We start from the raw sequence: 14,727 nt of genomic DNA on the forward strand, positions 1-14,727 counted from the left end.
TAAACTGAGTTTTTTTGTTAAAAATACTGATTTTCTCTGCTGCTAGTTTTAAATTTTGTTATAATAGAAACACAAAGAAAGAAGGTTCAATATGTATCAAAAATATCTTCCAGGGATTGGTTTTGCTTTTGTATTAGCGGCAGTAGCAACCGTCTTGGGAAATTTCTTTCCCTTGATTGGCTCCAGCGTCTTTGCCATTCTTTTGGGAATTTTAGCCAATAATCTTTTTCATATAAAAAAGACTTATCATGCTGGTCTAGCTTATTCAGGTAAGAAATTACTGCAATATTCCATTATTTTGCTGGGGTTCAGCATGTCCATTGGTCGTGTCTCTGCTACGGGTATTTTCTCATTAAAGATTAGTATTTTAACGATTCTCATCGCCTTTCTTTCAGCTTATGTGGTAGGTCGTTTGTTGGGGATGGGTAAAGTTTTAACCACTTTGATTGGGTTCGGGACTGCTATTTGTGGTGGTTCTGCCATTGCAGCAGCCTCACCGATTTTAGAAGCAAAAGATGAAGACATCGCTTTATCTATTTCAACAATTTTTTTCTTTAACATTTTAGCAGTTTTTATTTTCCCATTTTTAGGGCATCTGATGCATATGAATAATGCAACTTTTGGAACTTGGGCAGGAACCGCTATCAATGATACATCATCTGTTGTAGCAGCAGGATACACTTACAGTCAGTCGGCGGGAGATTTGGCAACGATTGTCAAACTAAGTCGTGCTTTGATGATTGTACCAGCCTGTCTCATCTTTGCAGGAGTCCGATATATACGCTCACAAAACAGTCATCAAAAAGTTGATTTAAAGAAAATTTTCCCGTGGTTTATTCTGTGGTTTGTCGTGGCATCCATTGTTACTAGTATGGGGATTTTTCCAAGTTCATTTGTTCCTGCAACGAAGTTCTTGTCACAATGGCTCATGGCAATGGCTCTTGCTGGGATTGGGGCGAGAGTATCCTTTGGACAATTTAGAAAAGCAGGTGTAGCACCGTTGGTAACAGGTGCCTTTGCTTGGTTTGCAGTTGCTGCATCTAGCTTAATTATTCAATACTTTTTCTCGTAAAAGTTTTTGATGTTTATTACGTATGTTGGAGGAGATATGCCTTATCAAAAACGCTCGATTGATTCACGAGTGGATTATAGTTTAATATTACCAGTATTTTGTTTGCTTTTTATTGGTATTGTTGCCATTTATATTGCAGTTAGTCATGATTATCCTAAAAATGTTTGGCCGATTGTAGGGCAACAGATTGCTTGGATTGCTCTGGGGACAGTTATCAGTTTGATTATTATGCTATTTAATACAAAATTTCTTTGGCAAATAACGCCATACTTATATGTATTTGGCTTATCCCTGATGGTGCTTCCGCTTATTTTTTATAGTTCAGAATTAGTTGCTTCGACAGGAGCAAAAAACTGGGTAACTATAGGGCGTGTCACCTTGTTCCAACCGTCTGAATTCATGAAAATTTCTTATATTCTGATGTTGTCACGAGTCGTTGTTAATTTTTTGAAGCGCTATAAAGATAGAGAGCGAACAATTCAATTAGACTTTTTTCTGATTTTTGAATTAGCACTTTATACCTTGCCTGTCCTGATTTTGTTGGCATTGCAGAGTGACCTAGGGACAGCTTTAGTTTTTATTGCCATCTTTTCAGGAATTGTCCTCTTGTCCGGTGTGTCTTGGAAAATAATCGTACCAGTTGTTTTGACAGCTCTGATTGTAGGTGGTGGCTTTTTACTTATTTTCATTTCAAAAGACGGGCGAGCCTTTTTGCATCAGATTGGGATCCCAACTTATCAGATTAATCGAATTTTGGCTTGGTTGAATCCATTTGATTATGCGCAAACAACTACGTATCAACAGGCACAAGGTCAAATAGCAATTGGTAGTGGTGGTCTCTGGGGACAAGGGTTTAATGTATCCAATCTATTGGTGCCTGTACGTGAAAGTGATATGATTTTTACTGTCATTGCAGAAGATTTTGGTTTTGTCGGTGCAACGATTGTGATTGCCTTGTATTTGCTATTGATTTATCGTATGTTAAAAATTACGCTGAAATCAAATAATCAATTTTACACCTATATTTCTACTGGTTTTATCATGATGTTACTCTTTCATATTTTTGAAAATATCGGAGCTGTAACAGGAATTTTACCTTTAACAGGAATCCCGCTTCCATTCATTTCTCAAGGTGGTTCTTCGATTATTAGTAATTTAATTGGTGTCGGACTCTTGCTTTCGATAAGTTATCAAAATAATCTCTCAGATGAGAAACGCTCCCATTATCCTACAAGGCATAAAAAAGTAGTATTAAAACAATTAAAATAAAGGAGAAGAAGTATGATGAAAGTAGCTGTTATGTTAGCCAATGGATTTGAAGAGATTGAAGCGTTGACGGTTGTGGATGTTCTGCGTCGTGCTGATATTACTTGCGAAATGGTTGGCTTTGAAAAGGTTATAACGGGTTCTCATGGTATTTCAGTTCAAGCAGATAAAGTTTGGGCTGGAGAGTTAGAGGATTATGGTTTAGTAGTGCTGCCGGGAGGAATGCCTGGGGCGACAAGTTTGCGAGATGATGATCGTTTGATGTCAGCTCTACAGAAGATGCAAGAAGATGGTAAGTGGATAGCAGCCATTTGCGCAGCACCGATTGCACTCAATCGTGCAGGAATCTTAAAGGATAAACAGTTTACCTGTTACGATGGTATCGAATCAGATATTGATTCTGGTACTTATATCAAGCAAACCGTTGTTGTTGATGGGAAAGTGATTACTAGCCGAGGACCTGCAACTGCTCTAGTTTTTGCTTATGAATTAGTTCATCAGTTAGGCGGAGATAGTGAGCGGCTTGCAACGGCAATGCTTTACAATGATGTTTATGGTGATTGATTTTCTGGGATACTGAAACTTATTTGGAATTAACCAAGTAAGTTTTTTTATGGGAATTCATATCTAAAATAAGCTCTCCTATCCCTTTTTACCGCCATTTTTTAGAAAAATATGTTATAATAAAGGATATGGATTATCAAGATTATATTTGGGATTTAGGGGGAACTCTCCTCGATAATTACGAGACTTCAACGGCTGCTTTTGTAGAAACATTAGCTAGTTTTGGTATTCAAGCTAACCATGATGAGGTTTACAAGGCATTGAAGATTTCCACTCCCTATGCAGTTGCTCAGTTTGTGCCTGACATTCCTCCATTCTTACAAACTTATAAAGCGAACGAAGCGATAGAATTAGCTCATCCTGTTTTATTTGAAGGGGCTTCGGAGTTGCTTAAGAAAATTCTTGCGCAAGGAGGGCGTAATTTTCTGATTTCTCATCGGAATGACCAAGTTTTAGAGATTCTTGAAAAAACAGGGATTTTGGCATATTTTACGGAAGTTGTGACTTCTAGTAGAGGCTTTAAAAGGAAGCCAAATCCTGAGTCGATGCTTTACTTAAAAGACAAGTATCAGATTGAGAATGGTTTAGTCATTGGAGATCGTCCGATTGATATAGAAGCTGGTCAAACAGCTGGTTTTGCGACTTATCTCTTTGATAATATGGAAAATCTCGAGCAATTTATAAAAATATAGAAAAGGAATCGTATGTCAGAAGAAACTAAAGAAATGCAAGCACAGGATTATGATGCTAGTCAAATTCAGGTTCTCGAAGGGTTAGAAGCTGTTCGTATGCGCCCAGGAATGTACATTGGCTCAACTTCAAAGGAAGGACTTCACCACCTTGTTTGGGAAATTGTGGATAACTCAATTGATGAGGCACTAGCAGGTTTTGCAACTCATATTCAAGTATTTATAGAAAAAGATAATTCGATTACAGTTGTCGACGACGGTCGTGGGATTCCTGTAGATATTCAAGAGAAAACAGGTCGTCCTGCGGTAGAAACAGTCTTTACGATTCTCCACGCTGGAGGAAAATTCGGCGGTGGCGGTTATAAGGTTTCCGGTGGCCTTCATGGGGTGGGTTCTTCCGTTGTCAATGCCCTCTCAGCTCAGTTAGATGTTCGGGTTTACAAAAATGGTCAGATTCATTTTCAAGAATATCGTCGCGGTCAGGTCGTAGCGGATTTGAAAATTATTGGAAAAACAGATCGAACAGGGACAACTGTTCACTTTACTCCAGACCCAGAAATCTTTACAGAAACTGTTGAATTTGATTTTGAAAAATTGAATAAACGGGTACAGGAACTAGCGTTCTTGAATCGCGGATTGCGGATTTCTATCACAGATAAACGCGAAGGATTGGAACAAACAAAAGATTACCATTATGAAGGTGGAATTGCTAGCTATGTCCAATACATCAATGAAAACAAAGACGTTATCTTTGAGAATCCTATATATACAGACGGAGAAATGGATGATATTACTGTTGAAGTAGCTATACAATACACAACAGGTTATCACGAAACAGTCATGAGTTTTGCAAACAATATCCACACTCACGAAGGTGGAACTCATGAACAAGGATTCCGTACAGCACTCACGCGTGTCATCAATGACTATGCGAAGAAAAATAAACTTTTAAAAGAAAATGAAGATAATCTAACTGGTGAAGATGTTCGTGAAGGTTTAACAGCTGTCATCTCTGTCAAACATCCTAATCCTCAGTTTGAAGGACAAACAAAGACAAAGTTGGGCAATAGTGAAGTTGTTAAAATTACCAATCGTCTCTTTAGTGAAGCCTTTTCAGATTTTCTTTTGGAAAATCCTGCAGTTGCTAAGAAAATTATTGAGAAGGGAATTTTGGCATCTAAAGCTAGGATTGCAGCTAAGCGCGCACGTGAAGTGACCCGCAAGAAATCAGGACTAGAAATCTCCAACTTACCTGGTAAATTAGCAGACTGCTCTTCCAATGATCCGCACGAAACAGAATTGTTTATCGTGGAAGGAGACTCAGCAGGTGGTTCAGCTAAGTCTGGTAGGAATCGGGAATTTCAAGCTATTTTACCAATTCGTGGTAAGATTTTAAATGTTGAAAAAGCCAGTATGGATAAAATCTTGGCAAATGAAGAAATTCGTAGCCTTTTTACCGCAATGGGAACAGGCTTTGGCGCAGACTTTGATGTGAATAAGGCTCGTTATCAAAAGTTAGTCATTATGACCGATGCTGATGTTGATGGTGCTCATATCCGAACTCTTCTGTTGACATTGATTTATCGTTATATGAAACCTGTTTTGGAAGCAGGATATGTTTATATTGCACAACCACCTATTTATGGGGTGAAAGTTGGCAGTGAAGTGAAAGAATATATCCAACCTGGAGCCAATCAAGAAGAAGAGCTGCAGTTAGCTTTGGAACGTTATTCTGAAGGTCGCTCCAAACCAAGCATCCAGCGTTATAAAGGATTAGGTGAAATGGATGATCACCAACTTTGGGAAACAACAATGAACCCAGAACATCGCTTAATGGCGCGTGTTTCAGTAGATGATGCAGCAGAAGCAGATAAGATTTTTGATATGCTGATGGGTGATCGTGTGGAGCCTCGCCGTGAATTTATCGAAGAAAATGCCGTTTATAGTACATTGGACGTTTAAAAAAATCTGAAAAAATTCACATTTACCAGTAAAATTATGATATAATAATCATGATTATTTTCAAGTAATATTTTGAAGGAGTTTTACATGTCTAACGGACTAATCGTACTAATTATAGTGATAGCAGTTTTCTTAATTGTTGCTTATATAGCTGCTGTCTTATTGAGAAAAAGAAATGATGCTTTACTTGCTAAGTTAGAAGAGCACAAAGAAGAACTTTATAATCTTCCTGTAAACGATGAAGTAGAAGCAGTTAAAAATATGCACTTAATCGGACAAAGTCAAGTGGCCTTTCGTGAATGGAATCAAAAATGGGTTGATCTTTCTTTGAATTCTTTTGCCGATATTGAAAACAATCTTTTTGAGACAGAAGGTTACAATAATTCGTTTCGATTTTTAAAGGCAAAACACGGTATTGATAAAATCGAAAGTCAGATTGACCTAATTGAAGAGGATATCACTGCTATTCGTAACGCACTTGCTGAGCTAGAAAAGCAAGAGTCAAAAAACAGTGGTCGTGTCCTGCATGCCTTGGATTTGTATGAAAAGTTACAGGTATCTGTTGCGAATGATACAGAAAGTTATGGTTCAGCACTTCCTGAGATTGAAAAGCAATTAGAAAAAATTCAATCTGAATTCTCTCAATTTGTAACCTTAAATTCATCAGGAGACCCTGTTGAAGCAGCAGAAATTTTGGATAAAACAGAAGATCACATCCTTGCTTTGACGCATATCGTTGAAAAAATTCCAACTCTTGTATCAGAATTAGTGGAAAAATTGCCAGAGCAGTTAGAAGATTTGGAATCTGGTTATCGCAAACTGTTGGAGTCAGGATATCACTTTATTGAAACTGATATTGAATCTCGTTTCCAACAGTTACACACTAGTTTGAAACGGAATAGCGAAAACATTGCCAGTTTGGAATTGGATAATGCGCAGTATGAAAATACGCAAATTCAAGAAGAAGTGGATGCTTTGTATGACATGTTCAACCGAGAAATCAAGTCACATAAAGTAGTTGTCAAGTTAGTCAATAGTTTACCAGGTTATTTGGGTCATACAAAAGAAAACAATCAAAATCTGTTGACAGAGATTGCCCGCCTTTCAAAATTATATCTATTGACAGAAAGTGATACGAATCATGTTCGTCGCCTTCAAAGTGAACTTTCGAGTTTAGATGATGTTGTTTTAGAAGCTATTGAAGATTCTTCAGAAAGAAAACAAGCTTATTCTGTTCTTCAAGAAAATCTTGAAACAATTCAAAAACGCGTGAAAGAAATTGAAGATGAGCAATTAGTACTGAGTGAAAAATTGGCTAAAATTGAAAAAGATGATGACAATGCTCGACAAAAAGTCAATATTTATATCAACAAACTGCATACAATTAAACGTTATATGGAAAAACGCAATTTGCCAGGTATTCCACGAAGTTTCTTGACCATTTTCTTTACTGCAAGTGATAACACGGAAAGTTTAGTGGCAGAATTGGAGCAGTATCGTGTCAATATTGAATCGGTGAATCGTATGCTGGAAATTTTGACAAATGATATGAATGAGCTTGAAAATGAAACCTATCGAATTGTTGAAAATGCAACGTTAACAGAACAATTATTACAGTATTCGAATCGCTATCGTTCATTTGATGAAGGTGTACAAGCTGCTTTCGATCGTGCATTAGAAATTTTTGAGAATGATTTTGATTATCAAGCTTCATTTGAAGAAATCTCACAAGCATTGGATGTAGTAGAGCCCGGTGTAACCAATCGTTTTGTTACATCGTATGAAAAAACACGAGAAAATATCCGATTTTAAATTGAAAAGTTATACAAATAAAGAGAAGGTTTATTTCCTTCTCTTTATTTGTATTATATGAAAACACGATTGTTTTCCATTCCTTTTTATAAGAAAATTACGTGGATCCTCAATGAGTAAATGTATAGGTGTTTTTTAATTCTTTACTTTCGGATCAGTCAAAAAGTAGGCAATGTTTTTTTAAGTAGCCCAGAATAATGGTAGCAATTTGTGAACTGATTTTATAGAAAGCTTTTTCTGTTCAATGCTCATTTGAATGTCATTACGGTCTGAGAGGGTTAAATGTTTGTATTTTAGTTTAATAAGTCCTACTAATGTTTTGCACTATTTTGTCATTTCAATCTAACTCTTATTTGTGATGAAAACTGGAGGTGACTTTAAGAAATTACCATTGAATTTGACATTGGATATTTATACATAATTAGTTGAAAAATTAAAAGAAAAGCATTAAAATTAAAGTGTAAGCGAATGCATTTGTTTAATAAAAAATAAAGGAGTAAAAAGTGGTTAATGGAGGTGTTGATTTGTTAACACCTTCAGAATACCCTCCTCTTGAGATAGGGTCAGGAACAAATACGTTGAAAGCAAAGCCACAACAAGTTATTTTAAATATACCATTCCAAACACAGATTAATGATTATTACTGTGGACCAGCATCGGCTTCTATGATTGTTAGGTCATTAGGATATAATAAAAGCCAACATCAAATGGCTGCACTATTGGGGACTACAACCAATGGTACTAATGCTGGTAATGGAGTAGCCAATGCATTGAATGCTGTTGTTGCTGGTTCAAGATATAGATTTAATTGGGAGTGGCATACCTATACACAAATTAGTAAAATGAAAAATCATATTACAGAAGCATTGAGTTGGGGAAATCCAGTTATGGTAAATACGATGGAAAGTCCTGGGGATGTGTATCTTCAAGGTCATAATATCGGAACAGCTTTGTATCATTTTGGTGTTATAGGAGACTATTTTGATAACGGGAACTCGGTTACATATGTTGACCCAGGATATGGAAGATATGGTGGTTTTGTTATGAACCAACGAGTTACGATTCGAAATATGAGCTATGCAACTGGTGGCCGTGGTTATGCATGGTAATAGTTTAGTTAGAATTTATCCCCTCTTTTTGATTTACATTGTTCTTCTTCTTTTAACAGGTTGTTCAAATAGGGATAATGCGAGCTCATCAAGTAATTCAACTGAGACAAAAACTAACCAGATTTCAGATGCAACAGCATTTAAAACTGTTGCATCTGAAGAATTATTGAAACCTTCTATAAAAATTTCTTATCCTGAAGGGGTATATTTCACTCCTACCTATCTTACAGATGATTCACTAGTCATAGGTGAAGCGTATGATATGAATAATCAAAGTGAAAATTATTTGGCAGTTCTAAACATTAAAGATAGAAGTTTTAAAAAAATAAAATATGTGGATAAAACATCGGAAATAGTAACTATTATTGTTAATTATGCCGATAAAGATTACATTATTTTTGAGGAATTTGATCAAGTAAATCGTAAATCAATATATTTTATCTTTAATTTACGTGAGGGGGACTATAAAATCATTCATTCAGTTTTAAATGTAAATCCTATTCATTATACGCAAATAGCGAGACAGGGTAATAAATTATATATGAATATGTTTTATAAGTCTGATATTTATAGAACGTATTCCTTTGATTTATTGTCTGGAAACATGAAAGTAATTGAAAAAGAAAATAGTAGTCACCCAATTTATTTTAATGGGAATGTATATTATATTTTAATAGATAACAGTCATCAAGTTACCAAGATAATTAAATATAATGAACATGACGAATTAAAAAAAGAAGTCAAGGAATTATCTAGGAAAGATAACTTTTATAATGGGCTTTTTTCTAATGATAAAAATGTTATTATATCCGAATATAAACTTGGAATAAACTATTTATCTTTAGGAAATATAGAAACAGAAAAACAATTCTTTTCTTCCAATTGGATTGAAACTCTTGATTATAAAGGAAATTATATTACATTTTTAGGCGATAGAATTGATAAAGATAGGGTTAGACCACAATATTATTTATTTGATCTTAAAAAAATGATTAATTACAACTATGATGATGGGATTATTCTATTATCAAAAACAGGTATTTTCTGGGTTGATTTTTTAAAGGATGAAAAAGAAATTGAGAAGGGACAAATTTTCACCAATGACAATTCTGTAATGAGATACCTCGCCTTTGATGAATAAAAGAAAGGGGTGACAAGCATGAAAAAGAATATTGGAATGCTAGTAGGTTTGCTGTTAATAATGGTACTAGTTGCTTGTGTTAGTAGTCAAAATTCCTCACTTTCCTCCAAAAACAATAGCACGTCTTCCTCGAAAGTTTCTGAGCAATCTAAGCCTAAAAATAAGACAGATGCTACGAAGAAATCAACTGTAGATTCTAGTAAAAAATCAGAAAGTTCTGAGAAAGAACAGAATTCCGCAGCGTCCTCTCAGTCTAGCAGTGACTCGCAAACAAGTCCAACACAAGGCGGGGAGTCAGGAGAAGTCGAGCCAAGTGAGAGGGGAGAGGGAAATCCTCCGACGGACTCTAGTGTTGCAGCGGAGTTGTTGATTGAAAAAGGTGTGCAGGGCAGTCAGGTGCAGGCTGTGGGGGGACAGAAAGTACGGTTAAATGTATCTCTCGTTATTCAGCGTTATTGGAATTACTGCGCTCCAGCAACAGTTTCCATGATGTTAGCTAGTAGAGGGATAAATGTTGATCAGGCTCAATTAGCTAATGAAATGGGAACAGATGAATCTTTCGGGACACATAACAGCAATGCGATAAGAGTTCTGAATAGATATATGTTTGGCTATGATGTCCCTTATGGTAATCAGGCAGGATATAGATTGGCTACAGTGACAAATCCAAATTCTGGTTCTGAAGATATGAAATTATTCAAAAAACGCTTGGTTCAAAATATCAATGACGGCTATCCAATGTATTACACTTTTGATAATTCAAAAATGTATCCAGGTAGAAGCGGTGAGCACAATGTTATTGGAGTAGGTTATGTGTTAACAGCAGATGGAACAGATGTGGCTTATGTATATTATTTAGATCCATCTTATATGGTTCAAGATCCTATTTATGGTGGCTTGAAGATAGTGAGTCCTGAAGAATTGCTAAATGCCATGGTTACTTGTATGGAGCCTAATTATGGATGGTAACATAAAATTGTGGACAAGATGTTTGTTAGCTAGATGAAAGCAAGTTCACCTCTAAAGTTAGATTTTGATGTCTAGTCTAGCTTTAGAGGTGTTTTTTCTATAAATAATATAGTTTGTATTTTGCAGTGTATTCCCTTTCTAGGGCAAAGAATCTGTCAAAGTAGGTTAAATTTCAATTCCTAAAAAGTTACTTATCAGTTTATTTTGGTCTTCTTCAAACAAGTTTAATTTTTTATTCGTTTAAGATATTTTCTCAAGTGATTTTTCATATAATTTTGAATCAGATAAATCACTTGTTCATGCAGACAATCTTATTTATTGTAATTTTAATTGTTTTTGAGAAATGTTCAATAACTTGATCTTATAAACTTATAACCAATGTCTTTCAAATTTTCTTCTACTTATATTGAATGAAAATCTCAGATTTCAGCAGGAATGCGTTTTTTATTTTAGGAATTATATAACAGTCTACACCAATCACAATATGTAGTTTTTTAAAACATGATTTTTGTAAATTTGACAACTATACTGTGCAATTGTGTAAATAGGTATGTAATCCCCTTATTTTTTAATGAGTAAAAGCAACACAAACGCCTTCCGGGACAAAGAAATCATGTGAGATTTCTGTTAGTTTTCCTGTTTCTGGGTCGCGTTTGAGGACAGTGGCATTGTCTGAGTCCTGATGAACTGCAATAATATACTGTTGATCTGGTGTAATATTAAAATCTCGTGGATTTTTTCCGTTAGTTGGAACAATTTCTACAAGTTCAAGAGTTCCGTCTCCTACCACTTTGTAAACAACAATTGAATTATGTCCACGATTAGAACCGTAAAGGAACCGACCATCTGTAGATAAACGAATAGCAGCTGTTCCATTAAATTCTGAAAAGTCTTCTGGTAAGGTTGAAATAGTTTGTAGGCGTTCAAATTGACCATCACCATCATAAATTAAAACTTCAATGGTAGAGTTTAATTCACAAATAAGATAAGCGATTTTGTAATGAGGATGAAATACGATATGACGTGGACCAGCACCAGATGTCGCGTGATAGGTATCTAATCGGATTAACCGACCATAATCACTAATGTCATATGTAATGACTTCGTCAGTCCCCAAATCACACGTAACCAGATAGTTATCTGGTGTCAAATCTGCAAAATGCACATGAGCAGCAGCTTGGTTTTCATGCGGACCATACCCAATGTGAACATCAGAGTCAACTAATTTTAAGCTGCCATTTTCTTGTCGTCTATAAACTAAGACTTGCCCCTTATGATAGTTTGCTCCGTAGACAAGACTTCTTGTTTCATCGACACTCACATAGCAGAGAGGAGCTCCCTCAGCTACAACATGGTTGAGTAATTGGAATGTTTTATTGTAAGCTGCAATACCTCCTTCCCCATATTCAGCTCCGACAGAGTACAGGTGATGCTGCTTGTCAAAAGCTAAATACGTAGGATTCGGTTCTTTGGCAACAAGTGTTAAATTTGTTAGGTCACCTGTACTAGTATCAAGATCAGCCTTGTAAATTCCTTCAGAGCTACGACGTGTATAAGTTCCAAAATAAACTGTTTGAGTCATCATTCACCTCGAAAAAATTTGATACTTTTATTATAACATAAAAATAGATGAAATAGTTTTCATAAATGAAAGCGCCTTTCATCCTTATGCTTAAAAAATAGATAAAAAATAGATTTGAGGTAGAAAGGGAACAGATAGCTTTGTTACAATAAAATAGATTTATAGAAGCGAAATAGGATTTTTCCAAAGGATAAAGAAGTTTGCTGTAATAAGTATTTTATAAAGGTTTTTAATTATCAAAAAAGACTAAGGAATTTGTCGCTGATTTCTGAAAATGCTTTGATTTTTTGAAGAAAATTTTATACTATATCACAATGTTCAATCTTTGTAAGTTCTCTATTTTGTTGTATAATAAAAGTAATCTTTATATGGATTATTCGTCATTTTATATTTATAATTTAAGGAGTAAAAAATGCATAAGATTTTAGTAGTAGAAGATGACACTACCATCAATCAAGTAATTTGTGAGTTTTTAAAAGAAAACCATTATGAAGTGACTCCCGTTTTTGACGGTGCAGAAGCTTTGCGTATATTTGAAGAAAAATCATTTGACTTAATCGTTTTGGATGTCATGTTACCTTCCATGAGTGGTTTGGATGTACTAAAGGAAGTCCGCAAAACTTCGCAGGTTCCAGTTATGATGTTAACTGCACTAGATGATGAATATACTCAACTAGTTAGCTTTAACCATTTGATTAGCGACTATGTTACTAAGCCATTTTCACCACTTATTTTAATGAAACGGATTGAAAATATTTTCCGTAGTACAGTAACAGAATCTGAAATTCTTGTTGGGGACTTGCGTGTTTCAATCGATGATTGTACAGTTTATTGGCAAGAAGAAAAAATGACTCCAACCAAAAAAGAATATGAAATCATCCAAGCTCTGGCTAAAAGAAAAAATCATTTAGTGACACGAGATCAATTGATGAATACAATCTGGGGTTATAGCGAACTAGATAGTCGGGTTTTGGACAACCATGTGAAAAATATTCGGAAAAAAATTCCCGGAATTCCTCTTAAAACTATTACCGGTATGGGTTATCAACTTGGGGGCGAAGAAGAGTGAGAATTGCTAAAAAGCATTTCCTTTTGACAGGAACGATTATTTTTATTGTCGTGACAACGGTTCTGGCAACACTTTATTTTGTGATGCCTGTTTATTATGATCAAGTCAAACATCGAGAGGCTAAAAGTGAGTTTTCCCAAATTGCCCAGCAGGTTCAAGGAAAACCGTCAGATGACATGGGAAAGCTTTTAAGTGACTACAATCGAAAGAATACACGCGTCTGGTTTAGCATATTAGATGCAAAAGGAAAACTTATTTATCCTCGTATTGATTTAGCTAATGAAAAGGGGGAATTTCAATTAACAATTTTACCCTCTGACATGAGCTTGAATAATCAAACCAAAAGTATGAGTAAGAAGATAAAAACGGCAGAAGGTACCACATTGACTTTGCGTGGAGAATATTCCCTCCAACCAATATCGGATGCTAATTATGTGCTGTTAAGCCTCTATCCTTATATCTTATTCTTTTCTTTAGCACTAGGTGGTGTGGCAGCTTTTCTTTACAGTCGATTTGCAACCAAACGCATTAAAGAAATTTCAGAAAGTACGCGTAAGATGGCAACTCTTTCTCCAGATGTAATTTGTCCAGTCAAAGGTCATGATGAAATTTCTAATCTTGCTCAAGATATTAACACTCTTTATCAAAATCTGTTGATGAGTATTGAAGCTTTGCGATTGGAAAATGAAAAAGTGGCTGAAAGCGAGCGGGAGAAAGCAGAGTTCCTTCGTATGACCTCTCATGAGTTGAAGACACCAATCACTAGCATGATGGGAATTGTAGATGGTATGATCTATGGAGTTGGTGACTTCAAGGATAAAGATAAATATTTACATAAATGTCGTGAAATTTTAGAAGAGCAATCTAAACTTGTGCAATCCATTTTGGCGATTTCTAAGATTGAAATGCGTATAGAAGCGGAAGAAGAGGAGTTTTCACTTAAGCAGCTTTTAGAGGAAAATTTAAATACTTATAAAATGCTGGCTGATATGAAAGGTTACAAGTTTATCGTTCATTTAGAAGAACTTCATGTGCATGGTAACAAAATGTATTTATTAAAAGCGATTAAAAATTTATTGGACAATGCTTTTCATTATGCATTAGCTGGCGGGGAAATTTTTTTAACGATTCAAAATGGTCAGTTAATGATTGAAAATGATGCGGAACATGTGTTGGATGAACAGCAAATCCAGCAAATCTTTCAACCATTTTATCGTCCAGATTACAGTCGCAATCGTAAAGACGGTGGAACAGGTCTGGGACTCTTTATTGTTCAACAAATTTTGGAGAAACACAACTTGCGTTATCGCTTCGAGGCGGTTGATGGCAAACGAATGCGTTTTATAATTTTTTTCTCAGATAAAGAAGACTAAAAGTGGGAATGGGATAGAACTAAATGAAACAAAAATTTAGTTCGTAGTCTCCCCTCGTAAAGTTGTTTAATAGTTTTCTAGACTGTTGAGGTGGTGAATGAAGAAAACGAAGTTTTCGT

At 35.4% G+C, this 14,727-nt stretch carries 12 protein-coding genes; 11 read left to right on the plus strand and 1 reads right to left on the minus strand.

The window, feature by feature from the left end; translation table 11 throughout:
* The first annotated feature begins 91 nt into the window (after window positions 1-91).
* From H8787_RS04350 to H8787_RS04390, 9 genes are all read left to right on the plus strand, one after another.
* The gene (locus H8787_RS04350) at window positions 92-1,072 is read left to right on the plus strand and encodes a YeiH family protein (RefSeq protein WP_187328310.1); all 981 of its coding nucleotides are present in this window, start codon (window positions 92-94) and stop codon (window positions 1,070-1,072) included.
* Between the two features lie 36 nt (window positions 1,073-1,108).
* A complete protein-coding gene (locus H8787_RS04355; protein ID WP_049476628.1) occupies window positions 1,109-2,341 on the plus strand; it encodes an FtsW/RodA/SpoVE family cell cycle protein in 1,233 nt (410 codons plus the stop codon).
* Window positions 2,342-2,353: 12 nt separating this feature from the next.
* Window positions 2,354-2,902 carry a DJ-1 family glyoxalase III gene (locus tag H8787_RS04360; protein WP_037591102.1) on the plus strand — a complete coding sequence of 183 codons (549 nt, stop codon included), beginning with the start codon at window positions 2,354-2,356 and terminating at the stop codon, window positions 2,900-2,902.
* A 128-nt stretch (window positions 2,903-3,030) separates the two neighbouring features.
* Window positions 3,031-3,594, plus strand: a complete 564-nt coding sequence (locus H8787_RS04365; RefSeq protein WP_003069805.1) for an HAD family hydrolase — start codon at window positions 3,031-3,033, stop codon at window positions 3,592-3,594.
* Between the two features lie 12 nt (window positions 3,595-3,606).
* Complete coding sequence (gyrB, locus tag H8787_RS04370; protein ID WP_187328311.1) at window positions 3,607-5,553, plus strand: DNA topoisomerase (ATP-hydrolyzing) subunit B; 1,947 nt, start codon at window positions 3,607-3,609, stop codon at window positions 5,551-5,553.
* An 87-nt stretch (window positions 5,554-5,640) separates the two neighbouring features.
* A complete protein-coding gene (ezrA, locus tag H8787_RS04375; protein ID WP_048800847.1) occupies window positions 5,641-7,365 on the plus strand; it encodes a septation ring formation regulator EzrA in 1,725 nt (574 codons plus the stop codon).
* A gap of 503 nt (window positions 7,366-7,868) precedes the next feature.
* Window positions 7,869-8,474 carry a C39 family peptidase gene (locus tag H8787_RS04380; RefSeq protein ID WP_187328312.1) on the plus strand — a complete coding sequence of 202 codons (606 nt, stop codon included), beginning with the start codon at window positions 7,869-7,871 and terminating at the stop codon, window positions 8,472-8,474.
* Window positions 8,464-9,615, plus strand: coding sequence for a hypothetical protein (locus H8787_RS04385; protein WP_187328313.1), 1,152 nt, complete (start codon window positions 8,464-8,466; stop codon window positions 9,613-9,615). The genes H8787_RS04380 and H8787_RS04385 overlap by 11 nt, the downstream gene beginning before the upstream one ends.
* Window positions 9,616-9,633: 18 nt before the next feature.
* The gene (locus tag H8787_RS04390; RefSeq protein WP_187328314.1) at window positions 9,634-10,584 is read left to right on the plus strand and encodes a C39 family peptidase; all 951 of its coding nucleotides are present in this window, start codon (window positions 9,634-9,636) and stop codon (window positions 10,582-10,584) included.
* A gap of 568 nt (window positions 10,585-11,152) precedes the next feature.
* On the opposite strand, the gene H8787_RS04395 is transcribed toward H8787_RS04390, so the two are convergent.
* Window positions 11,153-12,166: a lactonase family protein gene (locus H8787_RS04395; RefSeq protein ID WP_003069792.1), complete on the minus strand. Its 1,014-nt coding sequence runs from the start codon at window positions 12,164-12,166 to the stop codon at window positions 11,153-11,155.
* 412 nt (window positions 12,167-12,578) lie between these two features.
* On the opposite strand from H8787_RS04395, the gene H8787_RS04400 reads away from it, so the two are divergent.
* Window positions 12,579-13,235 carry a response regulator transcription factor gene (locus H8787_RS04400; protein WP_115262998.1) on the plus strand — a complete coding sequence of 219 codons (657 nt, stop codon included), beginning with the start codon at window positions 12,579-12,581 and terminating at the stop codon, window positions 13,233-13,235.
* Window positions 13,232-14,608 carry a sensor histidine kinase gene (locus tag H8787_RS04405; protein WP_003069789.1) on the plus strand — a complete coding sequence of 459 codons (1,377 nt, stop codon included), beginning with the start codon at window positions 13,232-13,234 and terminating at the stop codon, window positions 14,606-14,608. Before H8787_RS04400 ends, H8787_RS04405 begins: the two co-directional genes overlap by 4 nt.
* Window positions 14,609-14,727 lie beyond the last annotated feature (119 nt).

This window comes from Streptococcus sp. NSJ-72 (assembly GCF_014334035.1).
Taxonomy (GTDB): Bacteria; Bacillota; Bacilli; order Lactobacillales; family Streptococcaceae; genus Streptococcus; species Streptococcus constellatus.

Excerpts from the sequence above, each read along its gene's own strand:
- H8787_RS04390 (WP_187328314.1), top strand. The coding sequence starts at position 9,634 with ATGAAAAAGAATATTGGAATGCTAGTAGGTTTGCTGTTAATAATGGTA.
- H8787_RS04350 (WP_187328310.1), top strand. The coding sequence starts at position 92 with ATGTATCAAAAATATCTTCCAGGGATTGGTTTTGCTTTTGTATTAGCG.
- gyrB (WP_187328311.1), top strand. The coding sequence starts at position 3,607 with ATGTCAGAAGAAACTAAAGAAATGCAAGCACAGGATTATGATGCTAGT.
- H8787_RS04400 (WP_115262998.1), top strand. The coding sequence starts at position 12,579 with ATGCATAAGATTTTAGTAGTAGAAGATGACACTACCATCAATCAAGTA.
- H8787_RS04365 (WP_003069805.1), top strand. The coding sequence starts at position 3,031 with ATGGATTATCAAGATTATATTTGGGATTTAGGGGGAACTCTCCTCGAT.
- ezrA (WP_048800847.1), top strand. The coding sequence starts at position 5,641 with ATGTCTAACGGACTAATCGTACTAATTATAGTGATAGCAGTTTTCTTA.
- H8787_RS04385 (WP_187328313.1), top strand. The coding sequence starts at position 8,464 with ATGCATGGTAATAGTTTAGTTAGAATTTATCCCCTCTTTTTGATTTAC.
- H8787_RS04355 (WP_049476628.1), top strand. The coding sequence starts at position 1,109 with ATGCCTTATCAAAAACGCTCGATTGATTCACGAGTGGATTATAGTTTA.
- H8787_RS04395 (WP_003069792.1), bottom strand. The coding sequence starts at position 12,166 with ATGACTCAAACAGTTTATTTTGGAACTTATACACGTCGTAGCTCTGAA.
- H8787_RS04360 (WP_037591102.1), top strand. The coding sequence starts at position 2,354 with ATGATGAAAGTAGCTGTTATGTTAGCCAATGGATTTGAAGAGATTGAA.